This is a genomic window from Paraferrimonas sp. SM1919 (assembly GCF_010993985.1).
In the GTDB taxonomy this organism is placed as follows: Bacteria; Pseudomonadota; Gammaproteobacteria; order Enterobacterales; family Shewanellaceae; genus SM1919.
The window spans coordinates 23912-50599 of sequence record NZ_WINH01000025.1; the positions used below are offsets into that span (position 1 = coordinate 23912).

The 26688-nt window shown below is 42.5% G+C and carries 28 protein-coding genes; 11 read left to right on the forward strand and 17 right to left on the reverse strand.

From position 1 onward, the window contains the following. Nucleotides 1–49 precede the first annotated feature (49 nt). From GFB48_RS14380 to GFB48_RS14390, 3 genes are all read left to right on the forward strand, one after another. Nucleotides 50–523: a low molecular weight protein-tyrosine-phosphatase gene (locus GFB48_RS14380; protein ID WP_163937219.1), complete on the forward strand. Its 474-nt coding sequence runs from the start codon at nucleotides 50–52 to the stop codon at nucleotides 521–523. Between the two features lie 118 nt (nucleotides 524–641). After that, nucleotides 642–1730 carry a permease gene (locus GFB48_RS14385; RefSeq protein WP_163937222.1) on the forward strand — a complete coding sequence of 363 codons (1089 nt, stop codon included), beginning with the start codon at nucleotides 642–644 and terminating at the stop codon, nucleotides 1728–1730. Between the two features lie 156 nt (nucleotides 1731–1886). Further along, nucleotides 1887–2306, forward strand: a complete 420-nt coding sequence (locus tag GFB48_RS14390; protein ID WP_163937225.1) for a hypothetical protein — start codon at nucleotides 1887–1889, stop codon at nucleotides 2304–2306. A gap of 117 nt (nucleotides 2307–2423) precedes the next feature. On the opposite strand, the gene ylqF is transcribed toward GFB48_RS14390, so the two are convergent. Then, entirely contained in the window at nucleotides 2424–3356 is a 933-nt protein-coding gene (gene ylqF, locus GFB48_RS14395; protein ID WP_163937227.1) for a ribosome biogenesis GTPase YlqF, read from the reverse strand. Between the two features lie 138 nt (nucleotides 3357–3494). On the opposite strand from ylqF, the gene GFB48_RS14400 reads away from it, so the two are divergent. Next, nucleotides 3495–4394, forward strand: coding sequence for a bifunctional methionine sulfoxide reductase B/A protein (locus tag GFB48_RS14400; protein ID WP_163937231.1), 900 nt, complete (start codon nucleotides 3495–3497; stop codon nucleotides 4392–4394). Between the two features lie 15 nt (nucleotides 4395–4409). Here GFB48_RS14400 and ansA read toward each other — a convergent pair whose 3' ends face one another. Both ansA and sppA read right to left on the reverse strand, forming a co-directional pair. After that, the gene (ansA, locus tag GFB48_RS14405; RefSeq protein WP_163937233.1) at nucleotides 4410–5429 is read right to left on the reverse strand and encodes an asparaginase; all 1020 of its coding nucleotides are present in this window, start codon (nucleotides 5427–5429) and stop codon (nucleotides 4410–4412) included. Between the two features lie 108 nt (nucleotides 5430–5537). Beyond that, complete coding sequence (sppA, locus tag GFB48_RS14410) at nucleotides 5538–7376, reverse strand: signal peptide peptidase SppA (RefSeq protein ID WP_163937236.1); 1839 nt, start codon at nucleotides 7374–7376, stop codon at nucleotides 5538–5540. Between the two features lie 195 nt (nucleotides 7377–7571). Here sppA and GFB48_RS14415 point away from each other — a divergent pair, with 195 nt between their 5' ends. Continuing rightward, a complete protein-coding gene (locus GFB48_RS14415; RefSeq protein ID WP_163937239.1) occupies nucleotides 7572–9557 on the forward strand; it encodes an NADPH-dependent 2,4-dienoyl-CoA reductase in 1986 nt (661 codons plus the stop codon). Between the two features lie 45 nt (nucleotides 9558–9602). Here the strand turns inward: GFB48_RS14415 and GFB48_RS14420 are convergent, their stop codons facing one another. Then, nucleotides 9603–10469, reverse strand: coding sequence for a helix-turn-helix transcriptional regulator (locus GFB48_RS14420; protein ID WP_163937242.1), 867 nt, complete (start codon nucleotides 10467–10469; stop codon nucleotides 9603–9605). A gap of 414 nt (nucleotides 10470–10883) precedes the next feature. Here GFB48_RS14420 and GFB48_RS14425 point away from each other — a divergent pair, with 414 nt between their 5' ends. Next, nucleotides 10884–12257: an aminotransferase gene (locus GFB48_RS14425; protein ID WP_163937245.1), complete on the forward strand. Its 1374-nt coding sequence runs from the start codon at nucleotides 10884–10886 to the stop codon at nucleotides 12255–12257. Between the two features lie 138 nt (nucleotides 12258–12395). Here the strand turns inward: GFB48_RS14425 and GFB48_RS14430 are convergent, their stop codons facing one another. The 3 genes from GFB48_RS14430 to GFB48_RS14440 form a co-directional block, all read right to left on the reverse strand. Next, nucleotides 12396–12737 (reverse strand): DUF3718 domain-containing protein, encoded by a 342-nt coding sequence (locus tag GFB48_RS14430; RefSeq protein WP_163937248.1) that lies wholly within the window; start codon nucleotides 12735–12737, stop codon nucleotides 12396–12398. A gap of 194 nt (nucleotides 12738–12931) precedes the next feature. After that, on the reverse strand, nucleotides 12932–13552 hold the full coding sequence (locus tag GFB48_RS14435) for a LysE family translocator (protein ID WP_163937251.1): 621 nt from the start codon (nucleotides 13550–13552) through the stop codon (nucleotides 12932–12934). Between the two features lie 105 nt (nucleotides 13553–13657). After that, entirely contained in the window at nucleotides 13658–15790 is a 2133-nt protein-coding gene (locus tag GFB48_RS14440) for a TonB-dependent receptor (protein ID WP_163937253.1), read from the reverse strand. 351 nt (nucleotides 15791–16141) lie between these two features. Between GFB48_RS14440 and raiA the strand changes: the two genes are divergently transcribed. After that, nucleotides 16142–16498, forward strand: coding sequence for a ribosome-associated translation inhibitor RaiA (gene raiA, locus GFB48_RS14445; RefSeq protein ID WP_163937256.1), 357 nt, complete (start codon nucleotides 16142–16144; stop codon nucleotides 16496–16498). A gap of 42 nt (nucleotides 16499–16540) precedes the next feature. On the opposite strand, the gene GFB48_RS14450 is transcribed toward raiA, so the two are convergent. The 10 genes from GFB48_RS14450 to GFB48_RS14495 form a co-directional block, all read right to left on the reverse strand. Further along, nucleotides 16541–17077, reverse strand: coding sequence for a YgjV family protein (locus GFB48_RS14450; protein WP_163937258.1), 537 nt, complete (start codon nucleotides 17075–17077; stop codon nucleotides 16541–16543). 69 nt (nucleotides 17078–17146) lie between these two features. Continuing rightward, nucleotides 17147–17911: a CBM9 family sugar-binding protein gene (locus GFB48_RS14455; RefSeq protein WP_163937261.1), complete on the reverse strand. Its 765-nt coding sequence runs from the start codon at nucleotides 17909–17911 to the stop codon at nucleotides 17147–17149. A 29-nt stretch (nucleotides 17912–17940) separates the two neighbouring features. Next, nucleotides 17941–18123, reverse strand: coding sequence for a DUF2897 family protein (locus GFB48_RS14460; protein WP_163937323.1), 183 nt, complete (start codon nucleotides 18121–18123; stop codon nucleotides 17941–17943). A gap of 29 nt (nucleotides 18124–18152) precedes the next feature. Then, nucleotides 18153–18890, reverse strand: coding sequence for a 3-deoxy-manno-octulosonate cytidylyltransferase (gene kdsB / locus GFB48_RS14465; protein WP_163937264.1), 738 nt, complete (start codon nucleotides 18888–18890; stop codon nucleotides 18153–18155). A 34-nt stretch (nucleotides 18891–18924) separates the two neighbouring features. After that, complete coding sequence (locus tag GFB48_RS14470; RefSeq protein ID WP_163937266.1) at nucleotides 18925–19995, reverse strand: iron-containing alcohol dehydrogenase family protein; 1071 nt, start codon at nucleotides 19993–19995, stop codon at nucleotides 18925–18927. Between the two features lie 11 nt (nucleotides 19996–20006). Further along, entirely contained in the window at nucleotides 20007–21191 is a 1185-nt protein-coding gene (locus tag GFB48_RS14475) for a DegT/DnrJ/EryC1/StrS aminotransferase family protein (protein WP_163937269.1), read from the reverse strand. 189 nt (nucleotides 21192–21380) lie between these two features. Continuing rightward, the gene (gene can, locus GFB48_RS14480) at nucleotides 21381–21998 is read right to left on the reverse strand and encodes a carbonate dehydratase (protein ID WP_163937273.1); all 618 of its coding nucleotides are present in this window, start codon (nucleotides 21996–21998) and stop codon (nucleotides 21381–21383) included. Continuing rightward, the gene (locus GFB48_RS14485) at nucleotides 21995–22675 is read right to left on the reverse strand and encodes a M15 family metallopeptidase (protein ID WP_163937276.1); all 681 of its coding nucleotides are present in this window, start codon (nucleotides 22673–22675) and stop codon (nucleotides 21995–21997) included. Before GFB48_RS14485 ends, can begins: the two co-directional genes overlap by 4 nt. Next, complete coding sequence (gene dapE / locus GFB48_RS14490) at nucleotides 22669–23799, reverse strand: succinyl-diaminopimelate desuccinylase (protein WP_163937279.1); 1131 nt, start codon at nucleotides 23797–23799, stop codon at nucleotides 22669–22671. Before dapE ends, GFB48_RS14485 begins: the two co-directional genes overlap by 7 nt. Further along, nucleotides 23799–24140: an ArsC family reductase gene (locus tag GFB48_RS14495; protein WP_163937282.1), complete on the reverse strand. Its 342-nt coding sequence runs from the start codon at nucleotides 24138–24140 to the stop codon at nucleotides 23799–23801. Before GFB48_RS14495 ends, dapE begins: the two co-directional genes overlap by 1 nt. 248 nt (nucleotides 24141–24388) lie before the next feature. Here GFB48_RS14495 and GFB48_RS14500 point away from each other — a divergent pair, with 248 nt between their 5' ends. From GFB48_RS14500 to GFB48_RS14515, 4 genes are read left to right on the forward strand one after another with little or no spacing between them, the layout of a single operon-like run. Further along, entirely contained in the window at nucleotides 24389–24817 is a 429-nt protein-coding gene (locus GFB48_RS14500) for a GNAT family N-acetyltransferase (protein WP_163937285.1), read from the forward strand. Between the two features lie 2 nt (nucleotides 24818–24819). Continuing rightward, on the forward strand, nucleotides 24820–25332 hold the full coding sequence (locus tag GFB48_RS14505; protein ID WP_163937287.1) for a GNAT family N-acetyltransferase: 513 nt from the start codon (nucleotides 24820–24822) through the stop codon (nucleotides 25330–25332). Nucleotides 25333–25335: 3 nt separating this feature from the next. Beyond that, nucleotides 25336–26250, forward strand: a complete 915-nt coding sequence (locus GFB48_RS14510; protein ID WP_163937290.1) for a histone deacetylase — start codon at nucleotides 25336–25338, stop codon at nucleotides 26248–26250. Beyond that, nucleotides 26247–26678: a GNAT family N-acetyltransferase gene (locus tag GFB48_RS14515; protein WP_163937293.1), complete on the forward strand. Its 432-nt coding sequence runs from the start codon at nucleotides 26247–26249 to the stop codon at nucleotides 26676–26678. Before GFB48_RS14510 ends, GFB48_RS14515 begins: the two co-directional genes overlap by 4 nt. The last annotated feature ends 10 nt before the right edge of the window (nucleotides 26679–26688 follow it).

Here is a 26688-nt window from a genome sequence, read left to right on the forward strand (position 1 = left end):
TCCATCTCAGGTACACTTAATACAGAAATTTGAATTATTAGCTTAACCCATGAAACAAAATAAGTATGTAAAAAGTGTCCTTTGTGTTTGTTTAGGAAATATTTGTCGTTCGCCAACTGCCGAAGCGGTGCTGGATAAGATAGCAAAAGATAATGGCCTTAAGCTAGACGTCGACTCTGCTGGCACCATGGGCTATCACCAAGGTAAACCTGCGGATCCACGTTCGAGTGAAATTGCCAGCAAGCGTGGCTATGACATGAGCACAATAAAGGCCAGACAAATTACCGTAAAAGACTTTGCCAAATTCGATATGATTTTGGCGGCTGATAGAAGTAATTTTAATGATTTATTAGCCATTTGCCCTGAACAATATCAGCATAAAATTAATATGATGCTGGACTTTGGTCAAAATATTGGGATGGAAGTACCCGACCCTTATTACCAAGGCGCAGCCAGTTTTGAAACCGTATTAGATTTAATTGAAGACTCCGCCAAGGCCCTTGTTGTGGGCCTGTTAAGTTAATTTTATCCACTTAGGTGGGGATAACTAAAGTGGGTTCTATCCACTTTGATTGTGGTTGTTAGCAAGCCGTTTCAAGTTACTTTGATTAAAGATACGAGCGAAAATATAAGGACAGAGCATGGCCGCTAAAGCACCTTCAGATCCTCCAGCTAACGCCCCAAAGCATGAATGCTGCCACTCATCTTCCAGTGTCCAAAAAGCAAAATTTGATTGGTTATTTTGGTTCAGTTTGCTGGCGGTGTTGCTGCTGTTTATTCGAGGCCAATGGTTCAATCAAGTTATCGTTGGGGATTGGTTAGACATCATGACCGATACTGTGATGCACATGCTCGGATCAATGTGGTGGGGGGTATTGATTGGAATGCTGAGCATTGGTTTGCTGGCGAAGGTGCCGCAGGTGTTCATTATCAGTTTATTAGGTCAACCAAGCAGTTATCGCGGCTTAGTCCGCGCCACGTTGGCGGGGGTGTTGCTTGATCTCTGTTCCCACGGCATTTTAATGGTTGCCAGCAAACTCTATCAAAAAGGCGCCAGTGCGGGTCAGATGGTGGCTTTTTTGTTGGCGAGCCCGTGGAACTCTTTCTCCCTTACTTTAATTTTAATTGGGTTAATCGGGCTAAAATTAACTGTAATCTTTATTGTTTTGTCGGCGGTTATCGCCTTTATTAGTGGCTGGTTATTTGATCTTTGTGTCAAACATCAACTCCTTCCCACGAATCCTAACAGCATATCAGTAAACCCAGACTTTGCATTTTTTGCACAAGCGAAGATTGCCCTTAAGGCCACCCAATTTAACTGGCAATGGTTGGGGCAAGTCATGTTAACGGGCATCAAAGATTCAAAAATGGTAGTGCGTTGGTTGTTGTTTGGAATTTTACTGGCAGGATTATTAAGACTGGTTTTGGATGAGCATCAATTTGTACAATATTTTAGTCCTACAGTGGTCGGTTTAGGAGTGAGTCTGCTGTTGGCTACGGTGTTGGAAATTTGCTCGGAAGGCTCTGCACCAATCGCAGCTGATATTATTAATCGTGCTCAAGCGCCTGGTAATGGTTTTGCCTTCCTAATGGCTGGGGTTGCGACCGATTACACTGAAATTATGGTTATTAAAGATACCAGCCAAAGCTGGAAGTTCGCCCTGTTTCTGCCGTTAATCAGTGTGCCACAAATTTTGTTTGTGGCTTGGCTAGTTAATGCTTACGGTTAGGGACGAGTGTCAGTCAGTTATTCTCTACAATGGTCTCGGTGGTCGCTGCTTAAATATCTTAAATTTTAAAAATTTCTTTATTTCAATATGTTAACTTGATATTTTTATGTTACTCGAGCTTGTATAGACTACAAAAAATTAATAAAAAGGATGTTTATGTTGCATAAGTATATTGCTATTACGTTATTGTCTACGGCTATTTTAGGCTGTAATTCTACTGCCCCTAAAGCCAAGTTAACCCCAGCCCAATTGAATCAACAGTTTGATCAAAAAGTGGTCGATATTGTTCGCCGTCATCAGACCTACAACCCTTCTTGTGCTGTGGTTACTGAGCAAATAAATCAAACGGCAGCCCTCAATAAACAAAGTGGCACAGATAAACAAAACAATATATTCAATTACACTTCAGGCATGCACGCGTTGATGTTAGGGCGTTATCCTACAGAATTTCAACTGGCTAGGTTCAAAAGGCTAAGTTCTGCCTTTTCTATGGTTGAGGCGACTTGCCGTAGTAACCCAGACATGTCATATGCCGATGCTTTGCAAGGATCATTAGCAAAACAGATCAATCTTTGATTCGCGGCTGCAAACTCAGTCCAACAAATTGCTGGTCAATAGCTCAATGATTATTTTGTGTTTAATTAATTATGCGAAAAAAAGGAGCGCTTAATTGAGCTCCTTTTATGATAACCATTAGCGGCGTTTTTTCTTTTTGTAGGCTTCTTTACGAATTTCGTCGCGGATGCGTTTTTCTTCCCTTTGCTGCTCGACAATAATTTCTTCGGCGGCAACCATTTCTGGGGTCTCTAAAGTTAGCTTGCCTAGTTTGCCAGAGCGCAGTTCATGCAGCAGGACTTCTGAGGTTTTGTGTAAGTCTACACGGCCACCACGACCTTTAAAACCACGGCTTCGGCCAATTTCTTCCAGTAATAGAATGCCTTCACTTGGGTAGTCTTCGGCATCAATGTTATAACGTTCCTGCAGGCGCTGTTGGTAATGATCAACAAAGTACTCAGCGGCATATAGGGCCACATCTTCATATTCGATGGCGGTATCACGAATCGCACCGGTAATGGCTAGGCGGTAACCTGAGTTTTCGTTCTCTACTTTAGGCCATAGGAACCCTGGGGTATCTGACAGCACAATGCCATTTTTAAGATTAATGCGTTGTTGTGACTTGGTGACTGCTGGTTCGTTGCCGGTACGGGCGATAGGGCGGCCTGCCCAAGCATTAATCAAGGAAGACTTACCTACGTTAGGAATGCCCATGATCATACAGCGAAGGGCTTTGCCATCTTGATCACGGTGCGGCGCCAGCTTCTTAGCCAGATCACCAATTTTGTTCACCAAGGTCATGTCTGAGCTTATCATAGGGAGTGCTTTGACTCCCTTTTGTTGATCGTAATACTCTAGCCATAATGCAGTCGTATCAGGATCAGCCAAATCGGCTTTGTTTAGTAGCTTAATCACAGGGGTGTCGCCCCTTAGCCCCTCAACTAAAGGGTTCTCACTAGAATAGGGGATGCGGGCGTCAACGACTTCAATAACGACGTCAACTTGGGGCATTACTTCTTCAATCTGTTTACGGGCTTTATGCATGTGCCCTGGAAACCATTGGATTGCCATGAAAAATCTCTCACTAGAACTGTTGCCGCTATTGTAGCTAAGTTGGCTTAAGTTTACTAAATAAAAAGGATTATACTCTGATCAATTGTTGCCATTTGGCGGTAATATAGATAAACAACTAACTGCTTAAGGATGGACATGAGTAACCAACCGTTAACGGACTTTGAAAAACACGTTATTTTAAACAAGGGTACAGAGCCTCCTTTTTCAGGCCAATATCACGATCATTTTGAACAGGGTGTATATTGCTGTCGTGCTTGTGATGCCCCCTTGTACTTATCTGAAGATAAATTCCAATCCCACTGTGGTTGGCCAAGTTTTGATGACGAAATCCCCTTTGCCGTTGCTAGGGAAGTAGATGCCGATGGGCGCCGTACAGAAATTTTGTGTCATAACTGTGGTGGTCACCTTGGGCATGTGTTTAATGGTGAGCGCCTCACCCCTAAAAATACTCGCCACTGCGTGAATTCAGTGTCTATGCAGTTTAAGCCTGTTAAGACCCAATTGGCGACCTTTGCGGGAGGTTGCTTTTGGTGCCTAGAAGCGTTTTTCCAGCCGATTAAAGGGGTGTTAAAGGTGACCTCTGGTTACTGCGGAGGTAATGCGGAAACGGCCAACTATCAACAGGTGTGTTGTGGCCAAACGCAGCATGCAGAGGCGGTGCAAATTATTTATGATGATAACTTAATCAGTTACCAAACTTTGCTTGAATTGTTTTTTGGCTGTCACGATCCAACCACCTTAAACCGCCAAGGTAATGATACCGGTCCACAATATCGCTCGGCGATTTTTTACCATAATGACAAACAAAAACAATTAGCTGCCGAGGCGATGGCGAACTTAGAAACGCTAGAGTACGAAGCTGAAACAATTGTTACCGAGCTGGTGGAGGCTAAGGCGTTTTACCAAGCAGAGCCTGAACACCACAATTATTATATGCAGCATCCTTACCAAGGATATTGCCAAGTGGTGATCAGTCCCAAAATGCACAAGTTGAAGCAGAATTATTCTAAGCTGGTTAAAGAACATCTACTTTAGCGCGAACCTTTAAACTTATGGGTGGGAGCTTAACTCCCCCCTTAGAGATAACCCCATTTTCAGCTGCACTTCTTCAAAACTTAGGTTTTGTGACAACAAGTAGTGCAATTTGGCTAATGCCGCTTCAATGGTCATATCAAAGCCGCTTAATACCCCAGCTTGGGCCAACGCATTACCCGTGGCATAGCCCCCCATATTGACGCGACCCTGACGACATTGGGTTAGGTTAATTACCACAATTCGTTGCTCTTGGGCTTGCTTTAATAGGGCTAACAAGTCTTTGTTTTGGGGGGCATTTCCCACGCCAAAGGTTAGTAAAATGAGAGCTTTTACTGGTTGCTGTAAAATATTACGGATCACTTCTACTGAAATCCCCGGGTAGAGGGTAACCACACCAATCGCTTGGGGAGTAATTTCGTACACCTTTAACGGTTGTGGCAGTGGATTTGGGGTGAGCACACCTGCTTTTAATTCAATTTCAATTCCAGCTTCTAATAATGCTGGATAGTTCGGGCTGGCAAAGGCATTAAAACCATCGGCATGAACTTTAGAGCTACGATTACCCCTGAATAACTGGTTATTAAAAAATAAACACACTTCAGCAATTGGGTAATTCGCTGCAAGGTACAACGCATTAAGCAAGTTTGTTTGGCCATCAGAGCGCAGCTGCGCTAAGGGAATTTGTGAGCCCGTAACAATGACAGGTTTTTGCAGTCCTTCTAGCATAAATGACAATGCAGAAGAGGTATAAGCCATGGTATCGGTGCCATGCAGAATCACAAAACCGTCATAATGGTCATAGTTGTTTTTGATGTCATTGGCAATGCGCTGCCAATCTGCTGGGGTCATATCAGAAGAATCAATCAGCGGCGAGTATTCACTGATAGTAAATTCTGGCATATCTGGGTGATAAAACTCTGGCATTTGAGTGATAGCTTCAGTTAAGAAGCCAGCAACGGGAGCAAAACCATTTTCAGTTTTTTGCATACCGATGGTACCACCGGTGTAAGCAATATAAATAGAGGGTTTAGTCATTCATCAGGTCAATAGCAGACATAGGTTGGGGCAATAATAGCAAGCATTAGCGAAGTAAAAAAACAAAAATGGCACCCAAGGTGCCATTTTTATTAATTGTACCAATCATTAGGGTTGCAATTGACACTCTTGACAGAGAACGTAAGCACCATTTGGATCATTAAATTTAGTAATAAATTCAACTTGTTGCTCCATATTATTGATGAACTTACTTAAGTTGGTCGGCGGCGCGGTTAAACTTCCTATATATGGAATTGAAGTTTCAAAAATATCATTTAAGAATTTTTCTTTAGCGGAGAGTTCTTTTTCAACCAAGCGCGTTCTAGGTTTCTTGATATTTGCTAACTCAGCGGCTTTATCAATGGCCAGTTGTAGGTCACCGAGTTCGTCGATCAAACCGAACTTTAACGCATCTTGGCCAGTCCACACTCGACCTTGTCCAATTTTGTCTACCTGTTCTGTACTCATGTTACGGGCATCAGCAACCAAAGTAATAAATTGTTGGTAACCATTTTCTATCGACATTTGGACTAATTGTTTAGCACTTTGTGGGAAAGCCCTGGTCACGCTAAATCCAGCCAGAGGGGTCGTACCAACGCCATCAGTTTGAATGCCAATGTGACCAAGCGAGTCTTCAAAGGTTGCCAATAAACCAAAAATACCGATTGAACCGGTTATGGTGCTTGGATGGGCAATAATGTAATCGGCGTCTGCTGAGATCCAGTAGCCACCGGATGCGGCCATCGACCCCATACTTACTACCACAGGTTTTCCCGTTTCTTGTAAGGCAAGCAATTGTTGCCTGATGACTTCAGAAGCAAAGGCACTGCCACCAGGACTATTCACACGTAAAACTAATGCCTTTAAGTTTTCATCGTTGCGCACTTGTTTGATAAGTTCAGCAGTTGAGTCACCACCAATAGTACCTGCAGGTTGTTTACCATTGAGAATTTGTCCATTGGCAACAATAATACCGATATTGGCTTGCTCCAGCTGCTGCATAGGATTGATATCCTGCAGCTGTTTTAAATAACTTTTAAAACCAATGGCTGGATAAGAGTCACCGTCTTTACCTAACTCATCAATTAAGCGTATTTCAATATCGTACTTGCTGGCTAATGAATCTACCCAGTTTAACTGCAGTGCCATTTTGGCGTTATCACCATTAGCGTTGGATAAGGCTGTTAACAAAGCCTCTTCTGCAAACGGTAATTGTTCATCAGTCAACTGTCTTTGCTGTCTGATATGGGTAAGGTATTGTTGCCAAAGTTGATCTAACCAAGCTTGATTCGCTTCTTTTGCGGCATCAGACATATTATTACGAATATAAGGCTCAATCGCTGATTTATAAGTGCCAACTTTAAATACATGGGCATTAACTTTTAGTTTATCAAGGGCATCTTTATAGTACATACGGTAACGAGAAAAACCCTCTAAGCCAATTGCCCCCATAGGGTTCATGATAATTTCATCGGCAAAACTGGCTAAATAGTAGCTTGATTGTGAGAACCAAGATCCATAGGCATACACCTTTTTGCCCATGGCTTTAAATTGGTTAATGCTTTGACCGATAGTATTAAGTTTATCAATGCTGGCGCCGAGCATCATGTCAGCACTAATAATCAACAGGGGAATGTTGTCGTCTTCGGCAGCATGGTTAATGGCATCAACGACTTCTGAAACTAAAGTTTCTGAAGGTTTGTCATCTTGAGTGATTTTATCTATGGGGGCTTGGTACTGTTTCTGCTCGACCAAATTACCGCTAATATTAATAATTAAAGCGGCATTGTCGGGAATGACGACTTGTTGCTCTTGTTCGCTAAGAGAAACGATCAGCATGGCTAAAAGCCCAAAAACCAACAAGTTTAAGATTAATTTACGAGTGTTGTTGATCAACGTCCAAAGAAACTTAAAAACTTTGATCACCACTGATGGCTTTCTTTGCATAACTCTTCCTTTAAAATATTTTCCACCTTCTATGCTAACTTAGAAATACAAAATGGTTAAGCGCTGATTTGTAACCCTATTTTTCGTGAGCATAAAAAAGCCGAAAAAAGTCCTAATGTTAAAATTAGAGTATTTACTCTTGAAACTTAACTGGTCAGAGGTTATGGTTTTGTAAAATGATAAAAAGGATTAACAATGAAGTATAAGGAATTGTTGGCTCCATTAGATTTGGGCCATACCAGCTTGAAAAACCGTATTATTATGGGCTCTATGCACACGGGCTTAGAGGAAGAACGTGGCGGTATTGCTAAATTGGCAAAGTTCTATGCAGAACGAGCCAAAGCAGGGGTAGCCCTGATCATTACCGGGGGAGTATCTCCAAACTTTCGTGGGCGTTTATCATTTCATAGTGATCAACTGACTTTTCCTTGGCAACTTCGTCGTCATAAGCCAGTTACGCAAGCGGTACACGATGCAGGTGGTAAAATTTGTATGCAGTTACTGCATGCGGGCAGATATGCTTACCATCCATTTAATGCCTCTTCAACGGATCAGCAAGCGCCGATCAATCCTTTTAAACCCAAAATGCTTACCACTAAACAGGTACAAAACACCATTAAAGACTTTGCTAAAAGTGCGCAACTTGCCAAGCGTGCAGGATATGATGGTGTCGAAGTGATGGGCTCAGAAGGCTATTTAATCAATCAATTTCTCTGTAGCCGCACCAATAAGCGTAAAGATCAATATGGCGGTGATATTAAATCGAGAGCCAAATTTGCCATCGAAATCGTCAAACAGATCCGTGCTGCTGTGGGGACTGACTTTATCATAGTGTTCCGTCTTTCTTTACTGGATCTTGTTGAAGGTGGTAACGAGTGGAGCGAAATTGAATATCTTGCCGTTGAATTGGAAAAAGCTGGGGTCAGTATCATTAACTCGGGTATTGGCTGGCATGAAGCAAGAGTGCCGACCATCGCCACCAGTGTTCCTCGGGGGGCTTTTGTTGAGTGGTCAGAAAAAATTAAGCAAAGCTTAACGATCCCAGTCTCTGCTTGTAACCGTATTAACAACCCCCAACAGGCGAATGACATTATTGCCTCTGGTCAAGCTGATTTAGTCTCAATGGCACGTCCATTTTTAGCCGATCCTGAATTTGTTTTGAAGGCCATGGAAGATAGAGCGGATGAAATTAACACTTGTATAGGTTGTAATCAGGCATGTTTGGATCATGTGTTTTCGCAAAAACGTGCTTCTTGTTTGGTCAATCCAACCGCATGTTATGAAACTGAACTTGCAGCGGTGGCAACCTCAAGTAAATCAGTGGCTGTGGTTGGCGCCGGTCCCGCAGGTTTATCTTCTGCAGTAACCGCAGCCAAGCAAGGGCATAAGGTGACTCTGTTTGAAGCGAGGGATAAAATTGGTGGTCAATTTAGGTTGGCCCGCATGATCCCTGGTAAAGAAGAGTTTGCCGAGACGTTGCGTTATTTTAGAGTACAACTTGAAAAACATAACGTTGAAGTAAAACTGAACCATAAAGCCAGCATGCAAGAGTTAAAAGCCTTTGATAAGGTGATTTTAGCCACAGGTGTGGTGCCCCGTAAGCCTGAAATTGAAGGGGTTGAGTTAGCCAATGTGCTGACTTACGAACAAGCCATCAATCAACCTGAGCGGATTGGCAAAAACGTTGCCATTATTGGTGGTGGCGGTATTGGTGTTGATGTGGCTCAGTTCGTGGCGCAAATTGGGGTTGAGTCGCCAAGCCTAGAGCAGTGGCAACAAAAGTGGGGAATTAAAGACACTAGCGCTGCAATTACCATCCACAATGATAAAAAGATTACCATCTTACAACGCAAGAGTTCTAAGATTGGCAAAGGTCTGGGTAAAACCACTGGTTGGATCCATAGAGCTGAAATTAAGCATCTAGGGGTTATTCAAAAGACCGGGGTCAGTTACCATAGATTCACAGAGGATGGGCTCATTATCGAGATAGACGGTGAACAACAACAGTTAAAGGCAGATACCATTATTTTGTGTGCAGGGCAAACTTCTGAGCGGAGTTTAGCTGATGCATTCGATGCAGCTGGATTGAACTATGAATTAGTCGGTGGTGCTGATGTGGCGGCAGAAATTGATGCTAAAAGAGCTATCAGGCAAGCAACAGAGGTGGCTTTAGCCATTTGATCTAAGAGTAAAAGGCTGAACCAGGAGGTTCAGCCTTTTTTGTAATTAATCAATATCTGATCGTACAGGCAGTTCAAATTCCGCTAGATATAAGGCAAGCGGATCGGCATCGTTATTGTGTTTTATCATAGATAAAGAAGACAAAAACAATGAGAACAACTCTGCTTGTGAAGTAATGTCTAATTTTCTGTGGATACGCTTACGATGTACTTTTACGGTATCAGGGCTGATCTCTAATAAGCCTGCAATGGCTTTCGAAGAGTAACCTTTAAGGATCAGTAGGATGATTTCTCTTTCCCGTTCAGAAAGCACATCTCGACCAAAGTTATTAAAGGCAATACTGAGCTGCGAATCAAAGTCATTTTCTTCTACTTCTGATTGTTGACTTAACAAATCGATATGCTTTTTCAGAAACGCAATTAAAATTGGGCGCTTTTTGCATAAGTATTGGAATTCACGAGTATTTGAATTTACCGTATGCTGTCTTAAGCCTAGTGAGATAATAATGACCTTCTCATCAGAAATACGAGCAATAATATTAATCTCATCTTTGAGGCCACTGCCTTGGTAGTAAGACAAGTAATACTCTGAAGTAAAGAAATCATCTGGCGCAAGATCTTTGAGTCGGTATAAGCCGCTTTCAATGCCTTTATCAATGGCGATGACAAAAGGATCAAGTAAATAGCCACCTTGCAAAAATACATTTAATGCCGGTTGTACATATCTTTCTTCTAGATCATGGAATAATACATTAGGTTGTTTACCCTTGATGTATTCAAAAACGACCACACTTTCATAAGAAGAAGCTTGGTGAAGGCCGATTGCTAACTCTTCAAAAAATGATTCATTACCACAAGTCTCGATTACTTTGGCCCAGTTCATTGGATCAATTTCACCATCTACATACAGCATATAATTATTCTCATGAATTCAAAAAATATCTGGATATATTGTACCAGCTTTCTGTTTTACATCTAGTGGAAATATGAGGTCAATCACACTTATTTTATGTTAAAAAACCGTGATTTAAAGAATAAAATAGTGAATTGTAAAGGAATGGTTTCTGTCGGTTAATTTGCTGTGAAAGCATGGTTGGTGGCTTGTATTTTGATCTTTGCGACAATGTTCTGGTTCAGGGTGGGCGAGACAAATTATTAAACAAAGTACTAAATTTGCGAGGTATTTAAGGCATTATATTTTTTTTATTAAATCGCATTTATCTGAAATTTAACGTTTTTTTGTATAATACCCACTAGAGGTTATGGAAATGAAGTGCTCGGATTTGTTTATATAGAGCCCGAAATCACATAACATGGTTTAATAACAATGACTCAAGAATATAATACCCAGCAACTGTGGCAACAAGATAAAGACCACATGATCCACCCATACACCGACTTTTCAACGTTCAAAGAAGACGGTTCTCAGGTGATCACAGGTGCTGAAGGCAACTATGTTGTAGACAGTGAAGGTAACCGTTTCCTAGACGGTATTGCAGGCCTATGGTGTGTAAATATCGGTCACGGTCGTAAAGAAATGGCTGATGCGATCCATAAACAAATTATGGATATGCAATACTACAACCCGTTTGGTCACACCACCAATGCTCCAGCTGCTCAACTTGCTGCGAAGCTAGCTGAAATGACTCCTGGTGACCTAAATCACGTATTCTTTACCTGTGGTGGTTCGGTTTCTAACGATACTGCACTACGTGTAATTCATTACTACCATAACCTAAATGGTAAGCCTAACAAGAAGAAGATCATTTCTCGTAACAATGGTTACCATGGTTCAACTTACTTCTCTGCTTCGCTAACCGGTATTCAAGGTTGTAAAGATCAGTTTGACGATATCGCTCAAGATCTTTTCCAATACGTATCTGCAGCAGATATGTACCGTCGTCCGGCTGGCGCAGAAAACCTATCTGAAGAAGAGTACGCACAGTACCTTGCAGATGAAATCGAAAACCGCATTCTAGCACTAGGTGCTGACAACGTTGCGGCATTCATCATGGAGCCGGTAATGGGTGCTGGTGGTGTTCTAGTTGCTCCTAAAGGCTACCACAAAAAAGTATCTGAAGTTTGTAAGAAGTACGACGTACTTGTGATTGCTGATGAAGTAGTTACTGCATTTGGTCGTTTAGGCCAGTGGTTCTCTTGTGAATCTGAATTCGACTTCGTACCTGACGTACTAGTAGTAGCTAAAGGTATTAGCTCTGGCTACATTCCACTAGGCGCGGCCATCTTCAACAAGAAGATTTACGATGTGATTTCACAACCACAATCAGAAGGTGGTGTACTGTCTCTTGGCTTTACTTACACTGGCCACGCGACAGCTTGTGCTGCAGCACTTAAGAACATCGAAATTCTAGAAAAAGAAAACATTCTAGATAACGTTAAAGAGCTTGGTCCATACCTACAAGCAGAAATGAAAGCGGCACTAATCGACAACCCAATCGTGGGTGACGTACGTGGTCAAGGCTTCATGCTAGGTATTGATTTAGTGGCTGATAAGACAACTAAAGAAAGCCTATTCGTCGCACAAAAAGTATTCGACAAGTGTTTGGCTCGCGGCGTTGTGATCCGTCCAATCGCATGTAAGATTGTTGTTTCTCCACCGTTAACACTAACGAAAGAGAACATCGACACGCTTATCTCTGTACTTAAAGAGTCTTTAGCAGAAGTTGCTGCTGAACTGTAATAAGTAACAGCAATCGTGAAAGCCAGCATTATGCTGGCTTTTTTGTTGTCTTTAAAACGTGACCACAAGCCGTGACAATGACCACCTTGCCCCCCCCAAGTGCATCACAGCCCATTGACGGCGCGGTTGACCCGTTAATTATTTATTGGCTTTGGCCTTATGGTAACTCAGCATAATATGTGAGTTGTGGTCTAATAACACATTGTGTACTTGCTGATTACCGTGCATTAAAGCAAATTCTGATAAGTAACGGCCATTACAACGAATATTTTTCTCGGCGAGTCGGTAAGCTTTTACCATTGGGCGTTTGGGCGCTAAATGCCTTAGCGAACGTTTAAATTGGCTCAAGGAACCATTCGCTGCAGCTAAACAGATTTGTGTTGTTAAGCTTTGATCTGTGCCTACAAATTTCGTATTGGCATAGCCTGTTTGGGTGTAGGCTAGAGTGCCAACAATGAGCGCAAAAATAACTCTTTTCATCATGATCTCCATCAACAAAGGTTACTTTTAAGATGGTTCAATTACAGTGAAAAGCTGTAAACAAATTGTCTTGATATGTTACAAGCAATGTCAGCACCGCACGTTAGCATGGACTGACATAGGGTTGATAATGAGTTATTGCGTTTTAAAAGACGTAACCTTGTTAAGGCATTATCAATGCTAGAGCTGATGGCTTAGCCAAGAATAAGCCACAGTCCCAGCAACAGCATCAAGCCACCACTGAAGCGGTTAAGCAATGCGAGATTGTTGCCTTGGTTCATAAATAACCTAATGCTTTTACCTGTGGATGCATAAAGCATTAAACAACTAAACTCAGTAAACATAATGATGCCTATTAAGGCACTCAGTTGGACCATAAAGGGCTTTTCTGGATTGATAAAGGGCGGTAGCAGTGCCACCATAAAAGCCCAACCTTTCGGGTTAGCAATTGCGGTAATAAGCCCTTGACTAAAAAGCTCATAATTACTGATCCTAGCAGTCACATTGTCATTAGTTAATGCCATCTTACCTTTGGCTTGCCACATTTGAGTACCAAGATAAGCCAAATATAATCCACCAACGAATTTAAAAGCAGTGAACACTTGTGGATGGTCGAACATAAAGCTTGCGACCCCGACTACTGAGGCTACCGCAACCGTTGCAACGCCAATTAACTCGCCTAACATCATCCATAATGTTCTTCGAACGCCCACGCTCATTCCTAGGGTCATGGCTAATGTCATACACATTCCAGGGGTGATAGAAACAAAGAAAAAAGTGGGTAGGAATACTGCAAATAAAGTCCAATCAAACATAATTTTTATAAACAAGATAGCAAAGGGCTAGAGTATCTTTTTCTTTTTTATTAGTCGATAAAAAAAGCCCCTGAAATTGGGGCTTTGGCTATTTAATCGGTAATGCTAGAAACTGATTTCATAGTTAACACTGAAAGTGCGACCGCGACCAGCAAAGTAGTAACTTGAATGGTTTCTAATTTGGCTAAAGTAATTAATGTATTGGGTGTCTAGTAGGTTCTCAATACCGAAGTTAAGACGGCCATTCTTCCCCATATCATAACGAACGGATAAATCGACGAGGCCATATCCTTTAAATTCTTGAGCCGCTCCGGCGCCATTGGCTTGTTTTTTACGCGAGAACAAATGGTTGTACTGCAGGTTTGCCGAAACGCTATCGCTGAAGCTATGACTTAGCATAATAAACAAGCGATCAGGAGACAGGTTTTTCAGGTCTCTATCACTGTCGACGACACCATCTTGATTGGTATCTACTTTACCTTCTACATGGGCATAGGTAGCCATGACAGAGGTGTTTTCAGTGAACTGATAGCCACCCTTGAATTCAACCCCGTCAATATCTGTGCGTTGACGACGAACATCGTAGGTGCCACCGCTATTTAAGGCTAACTCAGCATTGTTTTTAGCGATTGAAGTGTAGTAAGAACCGGCAAGATTGACTGTGCCGTTGTCATAATTTAAGCCAACTTCATAGTTGTCTGTTACTACAGGCTTAACTGCAGGCATGGTATTAAAATCAATGGGCTTGCCACCGACAGGTGCTTCGACATTGGGACCACCAATCCAGTTACCACGCAAAATACGACCTATATCAGGCAGTCCAAAGCCCTGACTAAAGCCTGCGCTAGCATTTAAATTATCGCTTAACTCATAAACGGCACCAATATTAAATACCCCTTGGCTAAATTCTTGGGTACCGCCAATAATGTTTACCTCACGGTGACCACCATTACCATAACCCCACAGAGTTTTACCATTTGATGATGATATTTTGGTATTTTCGTAGCGAACACCAGTGGAAATTCGCAAATCATCCATGGCTAGGAAGTCACCTTGAATAAATGGCGCCAATCCTTGATAACCCATATCCGGCGTCACATCACGCTTCGAGTGGATCAGAGTTTGCTTGGTATTGTCTTCAAGTCCATCGATACCGACGACCCAGTTATCATCTAAGCCTAGGATGTCTGTTTGGCTATAGCTCAGTTTAAATCCTTGCTTACCAGAAAGGATTGCGCCTTGATCTTTTTGTTGATTTGGTGCGCCCCACCAGTTTGCTTCGCCAAACAGGGCTTCATAATCTTGTTTGAATACTTTTAACTCGAGTTCACCACCATATAGGTCATAGTGGTTGTAGGTCATTGAGTAAGATTTTACATCGTTACGAGTAGGCAGCCCAGCAGGTTTTCCCTCAACAACTGTACCAGGAATACCATTGATATGATCGCCTTTAATGGCAACATAGTTGTGGTTACCCTCAAGGGCATAGCGACTGACACTGAAGCTTACTCGCTGACGAGCATCATCAAAATTATAGCCTGCTTTAACTAAAAAGTTACCAGAGGTAGAGTCTTGAGTCTCACCCTGAATAGGGTTCATGCCTACAGGGTTACCATTACCATCGTAATATAAGCCTTGACGTTGCCAAGCGCCGCCTACAAATAAGTCGTAATCTTCATCATGCTGACTGAGGTTGTAATAGACTTTGCCGCCGGTACCATCTTTTCTAAAATTAGAGTTCAGCCGCGTACCTATGGTTTGTTTCCAGTTATCGCCTTGTTTCGCAGACTTAGTCACATAGTTAATAATACCACCGGTTGCTCCCATGCCTTGAACCGCAGAGGCGCCAGGCACAACTTCAATTCGTTCTAACATCGATGAGTCAACGGTATAACCATAACGATTACCATTACGCAGAGGATTATTTTGCGGGACACCATCCACTAGGGTAAGGGCAGTACGGCCACGGAAGTTTTCCCCTTGGTTAGACAACTTTTGACGGCTTGGGGTCATTCCTGGAACTAACTTAGCGATAACACTGGTAATATCATCGCTGACACTCAATTGTCGCTCAATTTCAGCGCTTTTTAAAACACTTATACTGCCAGGGATTTTATCTGGATCCTGTTTGTAACGGGTGGCAGTGACGGTGATAGTTTCCACTTCTTGTGCGAAAATATTTGGACTTAAAATCGTGCCACAAGCAATGGCTAATAGGCTGAGTTTGTATTTTTGCATGTGTTTTAAATGTGCTCTAATTGAGAATGGTTTTCATTTTCGGCAATTTTAGACCAAAAAGACAGAGTTTCAAGGACACGGATCACAATATGAGAGGGTAATTAGCAAAACATATTTATGCTAATTAATTGATTTAAAATTTAAAAAAAATAAATAAATAAATGTAATCATTTAGTTGTAAAAAGTACCTTGAATAAACTGTATTTGCAGAGTAGGCTTAAGGGTGTTGAGAGGTTTTTCAACACGGTAAGAGCATCCTTGAAGTGCTCTACTTCTTATGATTTTTGGGTGCTCTTTGAGTATCAGTTGTTGGTCATAAGCCATGTTAGCTAGACAAAGAAGGAAAGCTTTATGAAAATAAACTTATCTGGTCACCACGTCGATTTAACAGACAACATCAAATCAGACATCGCCGAAAAGTTCGAAAAAACTGAACAAAAATTTCCAACCCTCATTTCTTTAGATGTCATCATCAGTAAAGCGCATAACAAGTTTAAAACCGAAATTAGAACCAACTACCAAGGGGCAGCAATTTCAGCAACCAGTGAGCACGATATCATGTATCCTTCTGTTTCTGGGGCAATTAAAAAACTTCATGCATCCTTGCTTCATAGGAAAGGCCATTTGAAAGCATACCTGCATCAAAAACCACAAGTAACAACCCCTGAGATTGCCCATGAAATCATACAAGGTATGCAACTCACTTAAACAAAGCTAAGCTAATAGCATGCGCCACCTTTGGGTGGCGTTTTAGTAGCTAGAATAGGTAACCTGTAAGCCCCGATAATAGAGCGTTTTGAATTGGCCTAGCAAACCAATTTGGCTGGCTAGTAAATAGCTGCTGAGCAATTGGTAGAGCATTCCCGAATATGAGTTAAGGAAAATAGCTAGGCATAGATTAACCAGGGCTGCAATTAACATTAATTTTCTCAGTGCCGTTCCATTCGCATAAAAAAGCCCAAAACTTAGAATGACTGAAGCAATTACGGCTAACCACTCGTAGTAATACTGGCAGAAGTGCCAACCTATTAGCATTGCACCAGCGGAGAAGATCCATGCCAGTAACTTATGCTTATAACTTTGACATAGGCTAAACCGGCCAAGGTTCAGTAACTGATTGAGCATGGCGACTAATGAGCCTAATAAGCCAAAGTGAATGGCGGTGATAAACGATGCAGCTAAGTTACCTTGCAGCAGTTTTGAATCGCTTGTTTGTTTGCTGGCCCATAGCCCTAAAGCTAATGAGACAAAGCCGAGGGTTTGGGCAAGGAATAGTTTTATGGTCATAAGTTTGCCTTGCACAAAAAAACCGCGATTATATCGCGGCCTTGCTTAATGTACTGTGCGCAAAGTCTATTATTTGACCAGTGTGTAGCGTGCAAACACTGAAGCGTCCTTATATCCTAGGTTTTTATCACCATTGACAGGGGCAATCTCATGGCTGCCGATAAAGCTTTCTCGTTCAGCTGAACCATCATTGTCGCAATATGCCAGCATAAAGCCGATGGTTTTGCCCTTATAAAGGGTGACTGGCTGGTGGTTGCTATCTAGGGTAAAACTGTCATCGTAGAGCTTGACTGCCGCTTCCCAGATAATTTTGTAAGGCGGCTCTGTTTGTCGTTGCCAACGATTACGCACATGGGCGTTCAAGGTAATAAAATTGACCTTCTCACCCAGCATAGGGCCGATATCAGAAACCTGATTATCTAAACCTAGGTGATAGGCAAATGCATTAAAGTTAAATTGATGCTCGCCGCCACTGGCGTCTTCATCAACAAATATTTCAAGGCAGTCGTCATCCCAGTATTTATCGGTGGGATCGGGGCGGGCATCAAACAGTACATCATCTTGAATTTCAGCCAGCACATATAAATGCTGCTTATCCCACAACAGTTTATAGCGGCCAGAGAAGTCAGTAGGGTGGGGCAATTGACCAATAATGGCTTTATCTAAAGGCGCCCAACTGGCTTTATCCCAAGTCTTATCTATCTTGCCATCAATAACAATAGCTGCAGATGCTTTTGTGATGGGGTTGAGTTGAAGGGGTTGCTCAGTAGCACTGCTAATGGTGCTGCTGGCTGCAAGGAATAGAGACAGAAGCTTGGCTATCCTTTTTAGCATGGTTTCATCCTTAAAAATTAAAAGCGCCACTAGGACGCTTTATCTTGTTGCTTTTGTTGCTCAGAAGCTTGTTGGTGGGCTTCATCAAGCTTCAGGGGATCTTTATTGATCACTGGCACCTTAAACTTGGCGCTGTATTTCAGCAGTGCAATATTGGACCAAATCACACCAAGGACCAGACCAATAATTAATAATACATCGAGGTTATCCATTAAATGTTGCACTGCAAATCTCCTAATTCTTAATCAACGGCTAAACGTTGTTCACAGTGAAGCACGTCTTGTGGCGTGTCCACCTCTGGTGAATCAAAAGCACTGATGGCAATTTTAATTTTGTGACCGTATTCTAGCGCACGCAATTGCTCAAGCTTTTCTAAATCTTCCAGCTTACCAAGTGGTAATTTACTGAATGATTTTACAAATTCGCGGGTGTAAGCGTAAATACCTAGGTGTTTGTATACCGGGTACTCATCCACATCACGGGCAAACGGAATACAGGCGCGAGAGAAGTAAATGGCGTAGTTATCGGCATCGAATACCATTTTAACGTGGCCAGGATCGCTTAACTCTTTTTTATCGACAATCTGGAAACCTAAGGTCGCCATACCAAATTCACCAGGGTGCTTATCGAAAAGCTCGATAATTTGCTCTAGCGAAAGTGGGTCAACAAGGGGTTGATCGCCCTGTAGGTTAATGATCAAATCGTCATCATTTAAGCCTAAGATATTGGCCGCATCATTAATTCTGTCGGTACCGCAGGCCGCTTCTGATGGCGTCATCACCACATTCGCACCAAAGGCTTCCACCGCTTCTTTAATGCGCTCGTCATCGGTGGCAATATAGATCTCATCAACCCCACGGGCAAGGCTTGCGCGCTCATGCACATGTTGGATCATAGGTTTGCCATTAATCGGTGCTAATGGCTTGCCCGGAAAACGGCTTGAGCCATATCGGGCAGGAATAAGTAACACTGTTTTCATGTTTTAAAAGGGCACCTGTCGGTGCCCATATCCATTACATTTTTAAGTAAAGTTCAGTCAGTAACTCATCGGTTACTTTCTCTTGCCAATCTGGGCCGTATACATTGTCCCAAAGTGGTGCCATACCCTTGGCAATTTTCACCATTTTAGCAATGGTCTCTGCTGGTAGGTCTTTACAAATGCCAGTAGGAATATCGATATTATGAATATCAACCATTTTACGGAATTCTTTTACGCCTTCAGGGTAAAAGTCTTCTAAAGCATTGAAAGCGATACAGTTACCAATACCATGCTTGTAACCTAATACATAGCCTAGGCCATATGATAATGCGTGACATGCACCCACTTGAGAGTAAGCAATACTCATACCGCCCATGTATGATGCCATCATTAGCTTGTCGTCTTTTTCAATGTGATCATCGATAAATACTTCACGACATAACTCAAGGGACTTTTCACCAAAGGCTCGGGCAAATTCATTAATGAAGGTGCCTTCTAAGGCTTCAATATTATGAATATAACAATCCATACCCGTGTAGAACCATTGGTTCTTAGGCACACCTTGGATTAGCTCAGGATCCATAATAATTTGGTCGTAAACCGTGTAATCAGAGTTCAAACCCAGTTTACGTTCAGGACCACACAGTACCGCAGTACGTGACGCTTCTGCGCCAGTACCAGAAATTGTTGGCACTGCAATGTGGTGTACCGCTGGGTTTTCGATTAGATCCCAACCTTGGTATTTAGCACTGCCGCCTTCGTTGGTTAGCATTAGTGATACCGCTTTTGCTAAATCCATGGCCGCGCCGCCACCAATACCCACTACCGATACCGCTTCACGCTCACAGTGGTTTTGAACTTGTAGGGTTAAATCATCAACCTGTTTGGTGGTGGGTTCTTCTGCTACGCTTACCCAAAGAACAATATCTTGTGGTTTAACTGGAATGCGATCTTTTAGAGGTTTATCTTGGTGAACATCATCCACTAAGAAAACCACAAAATCTTGTTCGTCTTTACGCTCAGCAGCCAATACTTCATCAAGCTGATTAAACGCACCGCGGCCAAAAATCATTTTTGGCACACATTTAAAGTTACGATAGCTCATAGGTTCTCCAATTAAGCGAAAGCTTTTTTAATGCCTTCGATGCGAGCGTCCATTTGTTCTTCTGTCCATGACAGTTTGATCAGCATCGAGATAGTACGGCTCATAATGTCATCAGACTTAGGCGTTTGAATATTAGTATAGTCAGGGCGGTCTTCAATTAGCTCGATTGGTAACTTAGCTGGAGCGGTTAGGTTCTGGATGTGCTTCCAGTTTTTAACATAGTGCCAGTTATTGCCATACCAGTAAAAACAACCATCAACGCCGTTTTCAGCGAGTTTTTTATTGATTTCTAGAGCGCGTTGTTCAGATGGCAAAATAAAGCTTAGGAAACCTGCTGAATCGCCTTCTTCACAAGGGATTTCACGGAATTGGATGTCGCTAATATCTTTAATTGCGTTCTTGATTTTGGCTTTGTTGTAGCGTTGGGTTGCGATGATTTTATCTAGCTTACGCATTTGCGCAACACCAACAGCCGCGTTCATTTCAGAAATACGGTAATTTAGACCCATGATTGGGTGATCTTCTGCACCTCGGTCCATGCCAACGTGGTCGTGACCGTGATCAGAGTACATGTGCGAATGGCCGTATACGTCATCACGGTTGGTGATCACCGCGCCACCTTCACCACAGGTGATGGTTTTTACTGAGTCAAAAGAATAGGTACCAGCATCACCAATGGTACCAAGCGCTTGACCCTTATAGCTGCCACCGATAGCCTGACAGGCATCTTCTAGAAGAAGAAGGTTGTGTTTGTCACATACGGCTTTGATCTCATCCATCTTCGCCATAGAGCCACACATGTGAACTAGGTTGACCGCTTTAGTGCGTGGAGTGATCGCTGCTTCAATGCCTTCTGGAGAAAGACATAAGGTCTCATCGATTTCTGCAAATACTGGAATGGCACCCGCGGCAATCACTGCTTCAACAGAAGCTACGAAAGTAAATGGCGGAACAATGACTTCGTCACCTGCACCAACGCCCATGGCTGCAAGGGCAACCTGCAGTGCAGCAGTACCACTTGATACAAGGTGAGCGTGTTTAACGTTCATCTGTTCTTGGATCATCTGCTCCATTTGACGGGCTTTCCATTGGTCACCACGAACGCCATCAAAGTTGTAACGGAAAGTAACGCCGTTTTCCATTACTTCATTTACTTCTTTGGTCTCTTCTGGACCGAAAAACTCAAAACCTGGCATTACACCTACTCCTAAGAATGAGAAAAATGAGCACAGGGCTCAAACATAAATTGTGCTGATTATAGCTGTAAAAACAGGGATCTGGCGATGCCTGTTTGAGCTAATAGAGTAAAAAATTAGCAAAACTGAAACTTTTTTCCCTAAAGGGGGTAGCTTCAACGATTTTTGCCGTCTAAAACACCGTTAAATTTAACCTTGCCACTGCTCTAAACCACTTGAGACTTCAAGGTCGGTGATCAGGCCATTGTTTAGACTGTATATCCAACCATGAACGTTGATGTCTTGGCCACGCTGCCAAGCATCTTGAATAATGGTTGAATTGCATACATTAGCGACTTGTTCTATTACGTTTAACTCACATAGACGATCAAATTTTTGTTGTTGAGGTAAAGTCTCTAGCACTTTGCTGTGCATACGGTAGACATCTTTGATGTGACCGAGCCAGTTGTCAATAAGACCATTTTTACCATTGTCCATTGCGGCTTTGACACCGCCACAGCCGTAATGACCAACGACCATAATGTGCTTCACCTTTAGCACGTCGACAGCATATTGTATCACTGACAGACAATTAAGATCAGAATGCACCACTTGATTGGCAATATTTCGATGGACAAAAACTTCACCAGGTATCAAACCGACGATTTGATTTGCAGGTACCCTTGAATCTGAACAACCAATCCACAGGTACTCAGGATTTTGCACGGTGGATAAATCTGCAAAAAAATTTGGATTTTGTTGTAATTTTGTCGCTGCCCAATCACGATTATTTTTAAATAAATTTGCGGGAGATAGGGATTTATTCATGCTTGTTCCAGAGGGAGAGCCACTTTGTAAAAGTAGCGCTCGCAGATATTATCTAAATTTTCTAAAATACTTTGTTTGCAGCAAATATTGTGTTCTTCGAGGACCAATGTCAGCTGCTGAATATCGAAACATTGCATAATTAATTGACTGGCAGGCCAATAGCTATAATGCCATGGCTCCGGGCCCACGCCACTTTTGCCTTCCACAAAAGGGCGATAGAAGCCAAACTTAGCGGCATTGTGCTCGAGCCAGTTGGCCATTTTGGCACAGGGCCCCGTTTGTTGATATTCAGTAGAGATCAATTGCAGCTCATCAATAGCGATTGCGCTACTATCATACAAATCCAGATCCGTCCCCCAGTGATGCCTTGAGGTACCTGGTAGCGCCGACCAAAGTAAAATGGCTTCAACTATTTGCTGCTCTGAAAGTTGCTTAAAATCGAGCGGCTGTTCCCGCTGATCAAGTAATGGTCGCTTACCAGTGGCTTTATTATTCCAGATGCTTAATTGGGTATTAAAGCTACGAAAACTGGAGGCCAAGTCAATGCATATGCCCTCATCCTTTGCCGCCTGCACCATGTTTAAAAAAGCTTGTAAGGTTTGGGCTTCAAACCAATGGCCTTGATGATTAAGCAGATGGCTGTTGTCCAGACCAAGATATTGACTAGGGGTTAGCAAAGTAATTTTTCCAGTAGGCGTTCATAGCACTGCGCTAAAAGTTCTAGGTCATCCACTTTAACACACTCGTCCACCTTGTGAATGGTGGCATTTACTGGGCCAAGTTCAATCACCTGAGCACCTGTTGGAGCAATAAAGCGGCCATCGGAGGTGCCCCCTGTAGTTTGCGGATCACAATCTACGCCGGTAACTTCTTTAATGGCTTCAACGGTAGAGCTAAGTAAATGGCCTTCACCGGTTAAAAACGGTAAGCCATTAAAAACCCAGTTGATATCATAATCAAGTTGGTGTTTATCTAAGATTGCGATCACCCGCTCAATTAAACCTTCAGCGGTTGATTCAGTTGAGTAGCGAAAGTTAAATTGCACCTCACAAGTGCCAGGAATGACATTGGATGCACCCGTTCCGGCGTTGATATTGGCAATTTGGAAACTGGTGGCAGGGAAAAATTTATTACCTTCATCCCAATGTTCATTGGCCATTTCAGCGAGAGCCAAAGCACACTCATGAACAGGATTTTTGGCCAAGTGAGGGTAGGCCACATGGCCTTGAATACCCTTGACCGTAAGGTTGCCGGTTAAACTGCCACGACGGCCATTTTTAACCACATCGCCAACTTGGAGGGTACTGGATGGCTCTCCCACCAATGCCCAAGTAATTTTCTCATTGCGGGCTTCAAGGGTATCGATCACACGGGTAGTGCCGTTAATAAATGGGCCTTCTTCGTCAGAGGTAATCAAAAAGGCAATTGAGCCCTTATGATCTGGATGATTGTTAACAAAGCGCTCGGTGGCGACAACCATCGCTGCCAATGAGCCTTTCATATCGGCGGCGCCACGGCCATATAAATAGCCATCTTTAATGGTTGGCTCAAAGGGGGGGAAGGTCCATGCGGATTCATCACCACTTGGCACCACATCGGTGTGGCCGGCAAAACAAAATACAGGGGCTTCTGTGCCGCGGCGAGCCCACATATTGGTGGTGTCTTCAAACACCATTTCTTCATTAGTAAAGCCCACGGCTTCAAGGCGTTTGGCCATTAATGGCTGACAGCCTTCGTCTACTGGGGTGACACTTTTACGGCTAATAAGATCTATGGTTAAATCTAAAACTTCAGTAGTCATTACAGCAACGCACCTTGGTAATCGGCTTCTTTAAAACCCACCATAACACCATCGGCCATTGCTAAAACGGGGCGTTTGATGAGGGTAGGGTGCTCAAGCATAAGGGCAATGGCTTTGGCTTGGTCAATGTCGGCTTTTTGCTCATCAGTTAAACCACGGAAGCTGGTGGAACGCTTATTAAATAGGGTTTCCCAAGAGGTGTGTTCTAACCAAGCTTCAATATCGGCTTGGGTTAAGCCATCCACGCGGAAATCAACAAAGGTATGTTCAATATTATTAGCTTCTAGCCATTTTTTTGCTTTACGAACAGTATCGCAATTTTTAATGCCGTACAGTTTCATTATTGTTCTCTTTATTTGTTTTGCGCCTATTGTGGCAAATTGCCTGTGTAGGCTCAACACTAACCGTAGACAAATTACTTAATTTAGGCTGAAGTGGAACTGGATTGACACTATTTATATATTTAGACCAACATGCAAGATTGTTAGCAAGGGGGAAATATTACTCGTCATTTAGTCAATACGCACTTATGGTATTGTTATAAATTGCTGATAATATGGGAGAAAGCAAGTCAGTGATGGAGAGCATAATGGATTACTTTGTGAGTGAGGAAAAAGCGTTACTCGATATAGAAATGGTACACGATTATCTAGCGAACGAGTCTTACTGGGCAAGGGGGATCCCAAAGGAAGTGGTGTTAACTTCTATTGAAAATTCAATGTGCTTTGGGGTCTACAGTGCAAATAAACAGCAGTTGGGCTTTGCACGGTTGATCACAGATAAAGCCACCTTTGGTTACCTGGCTGATGTGTTTATTTTGAAAGCCCATCGTGGCTTAGGCTTATCTAAATTAATCATGAACTTTATTGACCAACATCCACAGTTGCAAGGGTTGCGTCGTATGATGCTGGCGACCCATGATGCACATTCCCTTTATCAACAATATGGCTTTGTAGCTGCAGATGAACCCGATAAGCTAATGCAGAAAAAGCTGTTGAACCCATATAATCAAGATTAGTAATGATGACGATTTTAATAGATACCCCAAGATTGCAAATGCGCCACTTTACCGCTAATGATGCGGCGGATGTTTATCCGTTTTTAGCTGATCCTTTGGTAACAAAATATACCGGTGATGGTATAGTGGTTACTAGTGTGCAAGATGCCCTAAATGTGATCACCAATATATGGTTGAAGGAATACGCGCAATACGGTTATGGCCGTTATGCACTAATACACAAAGCTGATAATAAGGTGATTGGCTTTTGTGGGATTAAATTTGAAACTGAGATAAATGCTAATGACATTGGCTATCGCTTGCTACCTGAATATTGGGGTAAAGGCCTCGCCACTGAAGCGGTTGCCGCGCTGCTTGAGTATGTTCAAAACCAGCTTACTATTAGCCAATTAGTTGCTGAAGTCGATATGAACAACATTGCTTCACAAAAAGTGCTGCAGAAATTAGGCTTTATCCAAACCGATAATTATCTAAGGAAGGGCCACCATTTTAATGTTTACCAATGGCAGGGGTAATGGATGCCGTTAACCCTAATTAATCATGGTATTTATTCTGATTTAGCGTTGCCGGATGGCCATCGTTACCCCATTAATAAATATCAGTTGTTGTATCAGCATATTGTACAAAATGTCGAATCTAATCTTTATCAGATAGTTAAGCCTGAAGCGTTAACGATTACGCAGCTTACTCAGGTACATCAAAGTCAGTATATTGAACAGTTATGCTCGGGGCAGTTGCCAGCGGCCAAAATGCGTCGTATCGGATTCCCTTGGTCTGAAGCCTTAATTAAAAGGACCTTAGCCAGTGCTGGGGGTACAGTCACTACAGCGTTAAAGGCGATGGAAACGGGGATGGCTATTCACTTAAGTGGTGGTTATCACCATGCCCATTATGATTTTGGCAGTGGTTTTTGCTTAGTGAATGATTTGGTGCTTGCCGCTAACGAAGCGCTAAAACACAGTGATATTAACAAGGTATTGATCATTGATTCAGACGTGCACCATGGTGATGGCACAGCAGCATTGTGTGCCCAGCGTGAGGATATTATTACCTTATCTTTCCATTGTGATAAAAACTTCCCCTCAAGAAAACCCCAATCTGATTACGATGTTGGCTTTGCTAAGGGCTGTGGTGATGAGGAGTTTTTACAAAGTTTTAAGGGCAGTTGCCAGCTTGCCATTGATTTTCACCAGCCAGATATCATTATTTATGATGCCGGGGTCGACATTCATATTGATGACGAGTTGGGTTTTATGAATATTACTACAGAGGCGATTTACCAGAGGGATCTATGGCTGCTTGGCTATGCGAAACAAAGGCATATCCCAATAGGCTGTGTTGTTGGTGGCGGATATCGTACCAATGAATCAGATTTAATTCCTATTCATATGCAGCTGATCCAAGCTGGATTAAAGGTGAAGGCACAACAATGAAGATACGTCAGGCAGTTGCCTCAGATGCTAAGGCATTAACCGAATGTATGGTGCAGGCCTACAGTCCATATTTAGATAGGTTAGATAAAGACGCATTGCCGCCATTACATGTGGATTACCTTGAGGAGATCAAGCATTATCCGGTTTGGGTAGCAGAGCTTAAAGGTGAGTTGGTTGGTGGCATTATTTTAGTTTTAGAAGAACAAGCCTCAATTGCCAATATTGCCGTATCACCAAATAGCCAAGGCAAAGGTGTGGGCAAGGTATTGATTAAACACGGTATAGCCCAAGCACAACAAGCGGGCTTTGATGAACTGCATTTGGCTACCCATCAAGCTTTAGCTGAAAACCTCAGTTTATATAAACACCTTGGTTGGCAAGAAAGTGGCCGTCAAAATTCAAAAGTATTTATGGTAAGAGCTCTTTAAAAGGATTTAA

Excerpts from the sequence above, each read along its gene's own strand:
- GFB48_RS14380 (WP_163937219.1), top strand. The coding sequence starts at position 50 with ATGAAACAAAATAAGTATGTAAAAAGTGTCCTTTGTGTTTGTTTAGGA.
- GFB48_RS14385 (WP_163937222.1), top strand. The coding sequence starts at position 642 with ATGGCCGCTAAAGCACCTTCAGATCCTCCAGCTAACGCCCCAAAGCAT.
- GFB48_RS14390 (WP_163937225.1), top strand. The coding sequence starts at position 1,887 with ATGTTGCATAAGTATATTGCTATTACGTTATTGTCTACGGCTATTTTA.
- ylqF (WP_163937227.1), bottom strand. The coding sequence starts at position 3,356 with ATGGCAATCCAATGGTTTCCAGGGCACATGCATAAAGCCCGTAAACAG.
- GFB48_RS14400 (WP_163937231.1), top strand. The coding sequence starts at position 3,495 with ATGAGTAACCAACCGTTAACGGACTTTGAAAAACACGTTATTTTAAAC.
- ansA (WP_163937233.1), bottom strand. The coding sequence starts at position 5,429 with ATGACTAAACCCTCTATTTATATTGCTTACACCGGTGGTACCATCGGT.
- sppA (WP_163937236.1), bottom strand. The coding sequence starts at position 7,376 with ATGCAAAGAAAGCCATCAGTGGTGATCAAAGTTTTTAAGTTTCTTTGG.
- GFB48_RS14415 (WP_163937239.1), top strand. The coding sequence starts at position 7,572 with ATGAAGTATAAGGAATTGTTGGCTCCATTAGATTTGGGCCATACCAGC.
- GFB48_RS14420 (WP_163937242.1), bottom strand. The coding sequence starts at position 10,469 with ATGCTGTATGTAGATGGTGAAATTGATCCAATGAACTGGGCCAAAGTA.
- GFB48_RS14425 (WP_163937245.1), top strand. The coding sequence starts at position 10,884 with ATGACTCAAGAATATAATACCCAGCAACTGTGGCAACAAGATAAAGAC.
- GFB48_RS14430 (WP_163937248.1), bottom strand. The coding sequence starts at position 12,737 with ATGAAAAGAGTTATTTTTGCGCTCATTGTTGGCACTCTAGCCTACACC.
- GFB48_RS14435 (WP_163937251.1), bottom strand. The coding sequence starts at position 13,552 with ATGTTTGATTGGACTTTATTTGCAGTATTCCTACCCACTTTTTTCTTT.
- GFB48_RS14440 (WP_163937253.1), bottom strand. The coding sequence starts at position 15,790 with ATGCAAAAATACAAACTCAGCCTATTAGCCATTGCTTGTGGCACGATT.
- raiA (WP_163937256.1), top strand. The coding sequence starts at position 16,142 with ATGAAAATAAACTTATCTGGTCACCACGTCGATTTAACAGACAACATC.
- GFB48_RS14450 (WP_163937258.1), bottom strand. The coding sequence starts at position 17,077 with ATGACCATAAAACTATTCCTTGCCCAAACCCTCGGCTTTGTCTCATTA.
- GFB48_RS14455 (WP_163937261.1), bottom strand. The coding sequence starts at position 17,911 with ATGCTAAAAAGGATAGCCAAGCTTCTGTCTCTATTCCTTGCAGCCAGC.
- GFB48_RS14460 (WP_163937323.1), bottom strand. The coding sequence starts at position 18,123 with ATGGATAACCTCGATGTATTATTAATTATTGGTCTGGTCCTTGGTGTG.
- kdsB (WP_163937264.1), bottom strand. The coding sequence starts at position 18,890 with ATGAAAACAGTGTTACTTATTCCTGCCCGATATGGCTCAAGCCGTTTT.
- GFB48_RS14470 (WP_163937266.1), bottom strand. The coding sequence starts at position 19,995 with ATGAGCTATCGTAACTTTAAATGTGTGCCAAAAATGATTTTTGGCCGC.
- GFB48_RS14475 (WP_163937269.1), bottom strand. The coding sequence starts at position 21,191 with ATGCCAGGTTTTGAGTTTTTCGGTCCAGAAGAGACCAAAGAAGTAAAT.
- can (WP_163937273.1), bottom strand. The coding sequence starts at position 21,998 with ATGAATAAATCCCTATCTCCCGCAAATTTATTTAAAAATAATCGTGAT.
- dapE (WP_163937279.1), bottom strand. The coding sequence starts at position 23,799 with ATGACTACTGAAGTTTTAGATTTAACCATAGATCTTATTAGCCGTAAA.
- GFB48_RS14495 (WP_163937282.1), bottom strand. The coding sequence starts at position 24,140 with ATGAAACTGTACGGCATTAAAAATTGCGATACTGTTCGTAAAGCAAAA.
- GFB48_RS14500 (WP_163937285.1), top strand. The coding sequence starts at position 24,389 with ATGGATTACTTTGTGAGTGAGGAAAAAGCGTTACTCGATATAGAAATG.
- GFB48_RS14505 (WP_163937287.1), top strand. The coding sequence starts at position 24,820 with ATGATGACGATTTTAATAGATACCCCAAGATTGCAAATGCGCCACTTT.
- GFB48_RS14510 (WP_163937290.1), top strand. The coding sequence starts at position 25,336 with ATGCCGTTAACCCTAATTAATCATGGTATTTATTCTGATTTAGCGTTG.
- GFB48_RS14515 (WP_163937293.1), top strand. The coding sequence starts at position 26,247 with ATGAAGATACGTCAGGCAGTTGCCTCAGATGCTAAGGCATTAACCGAA.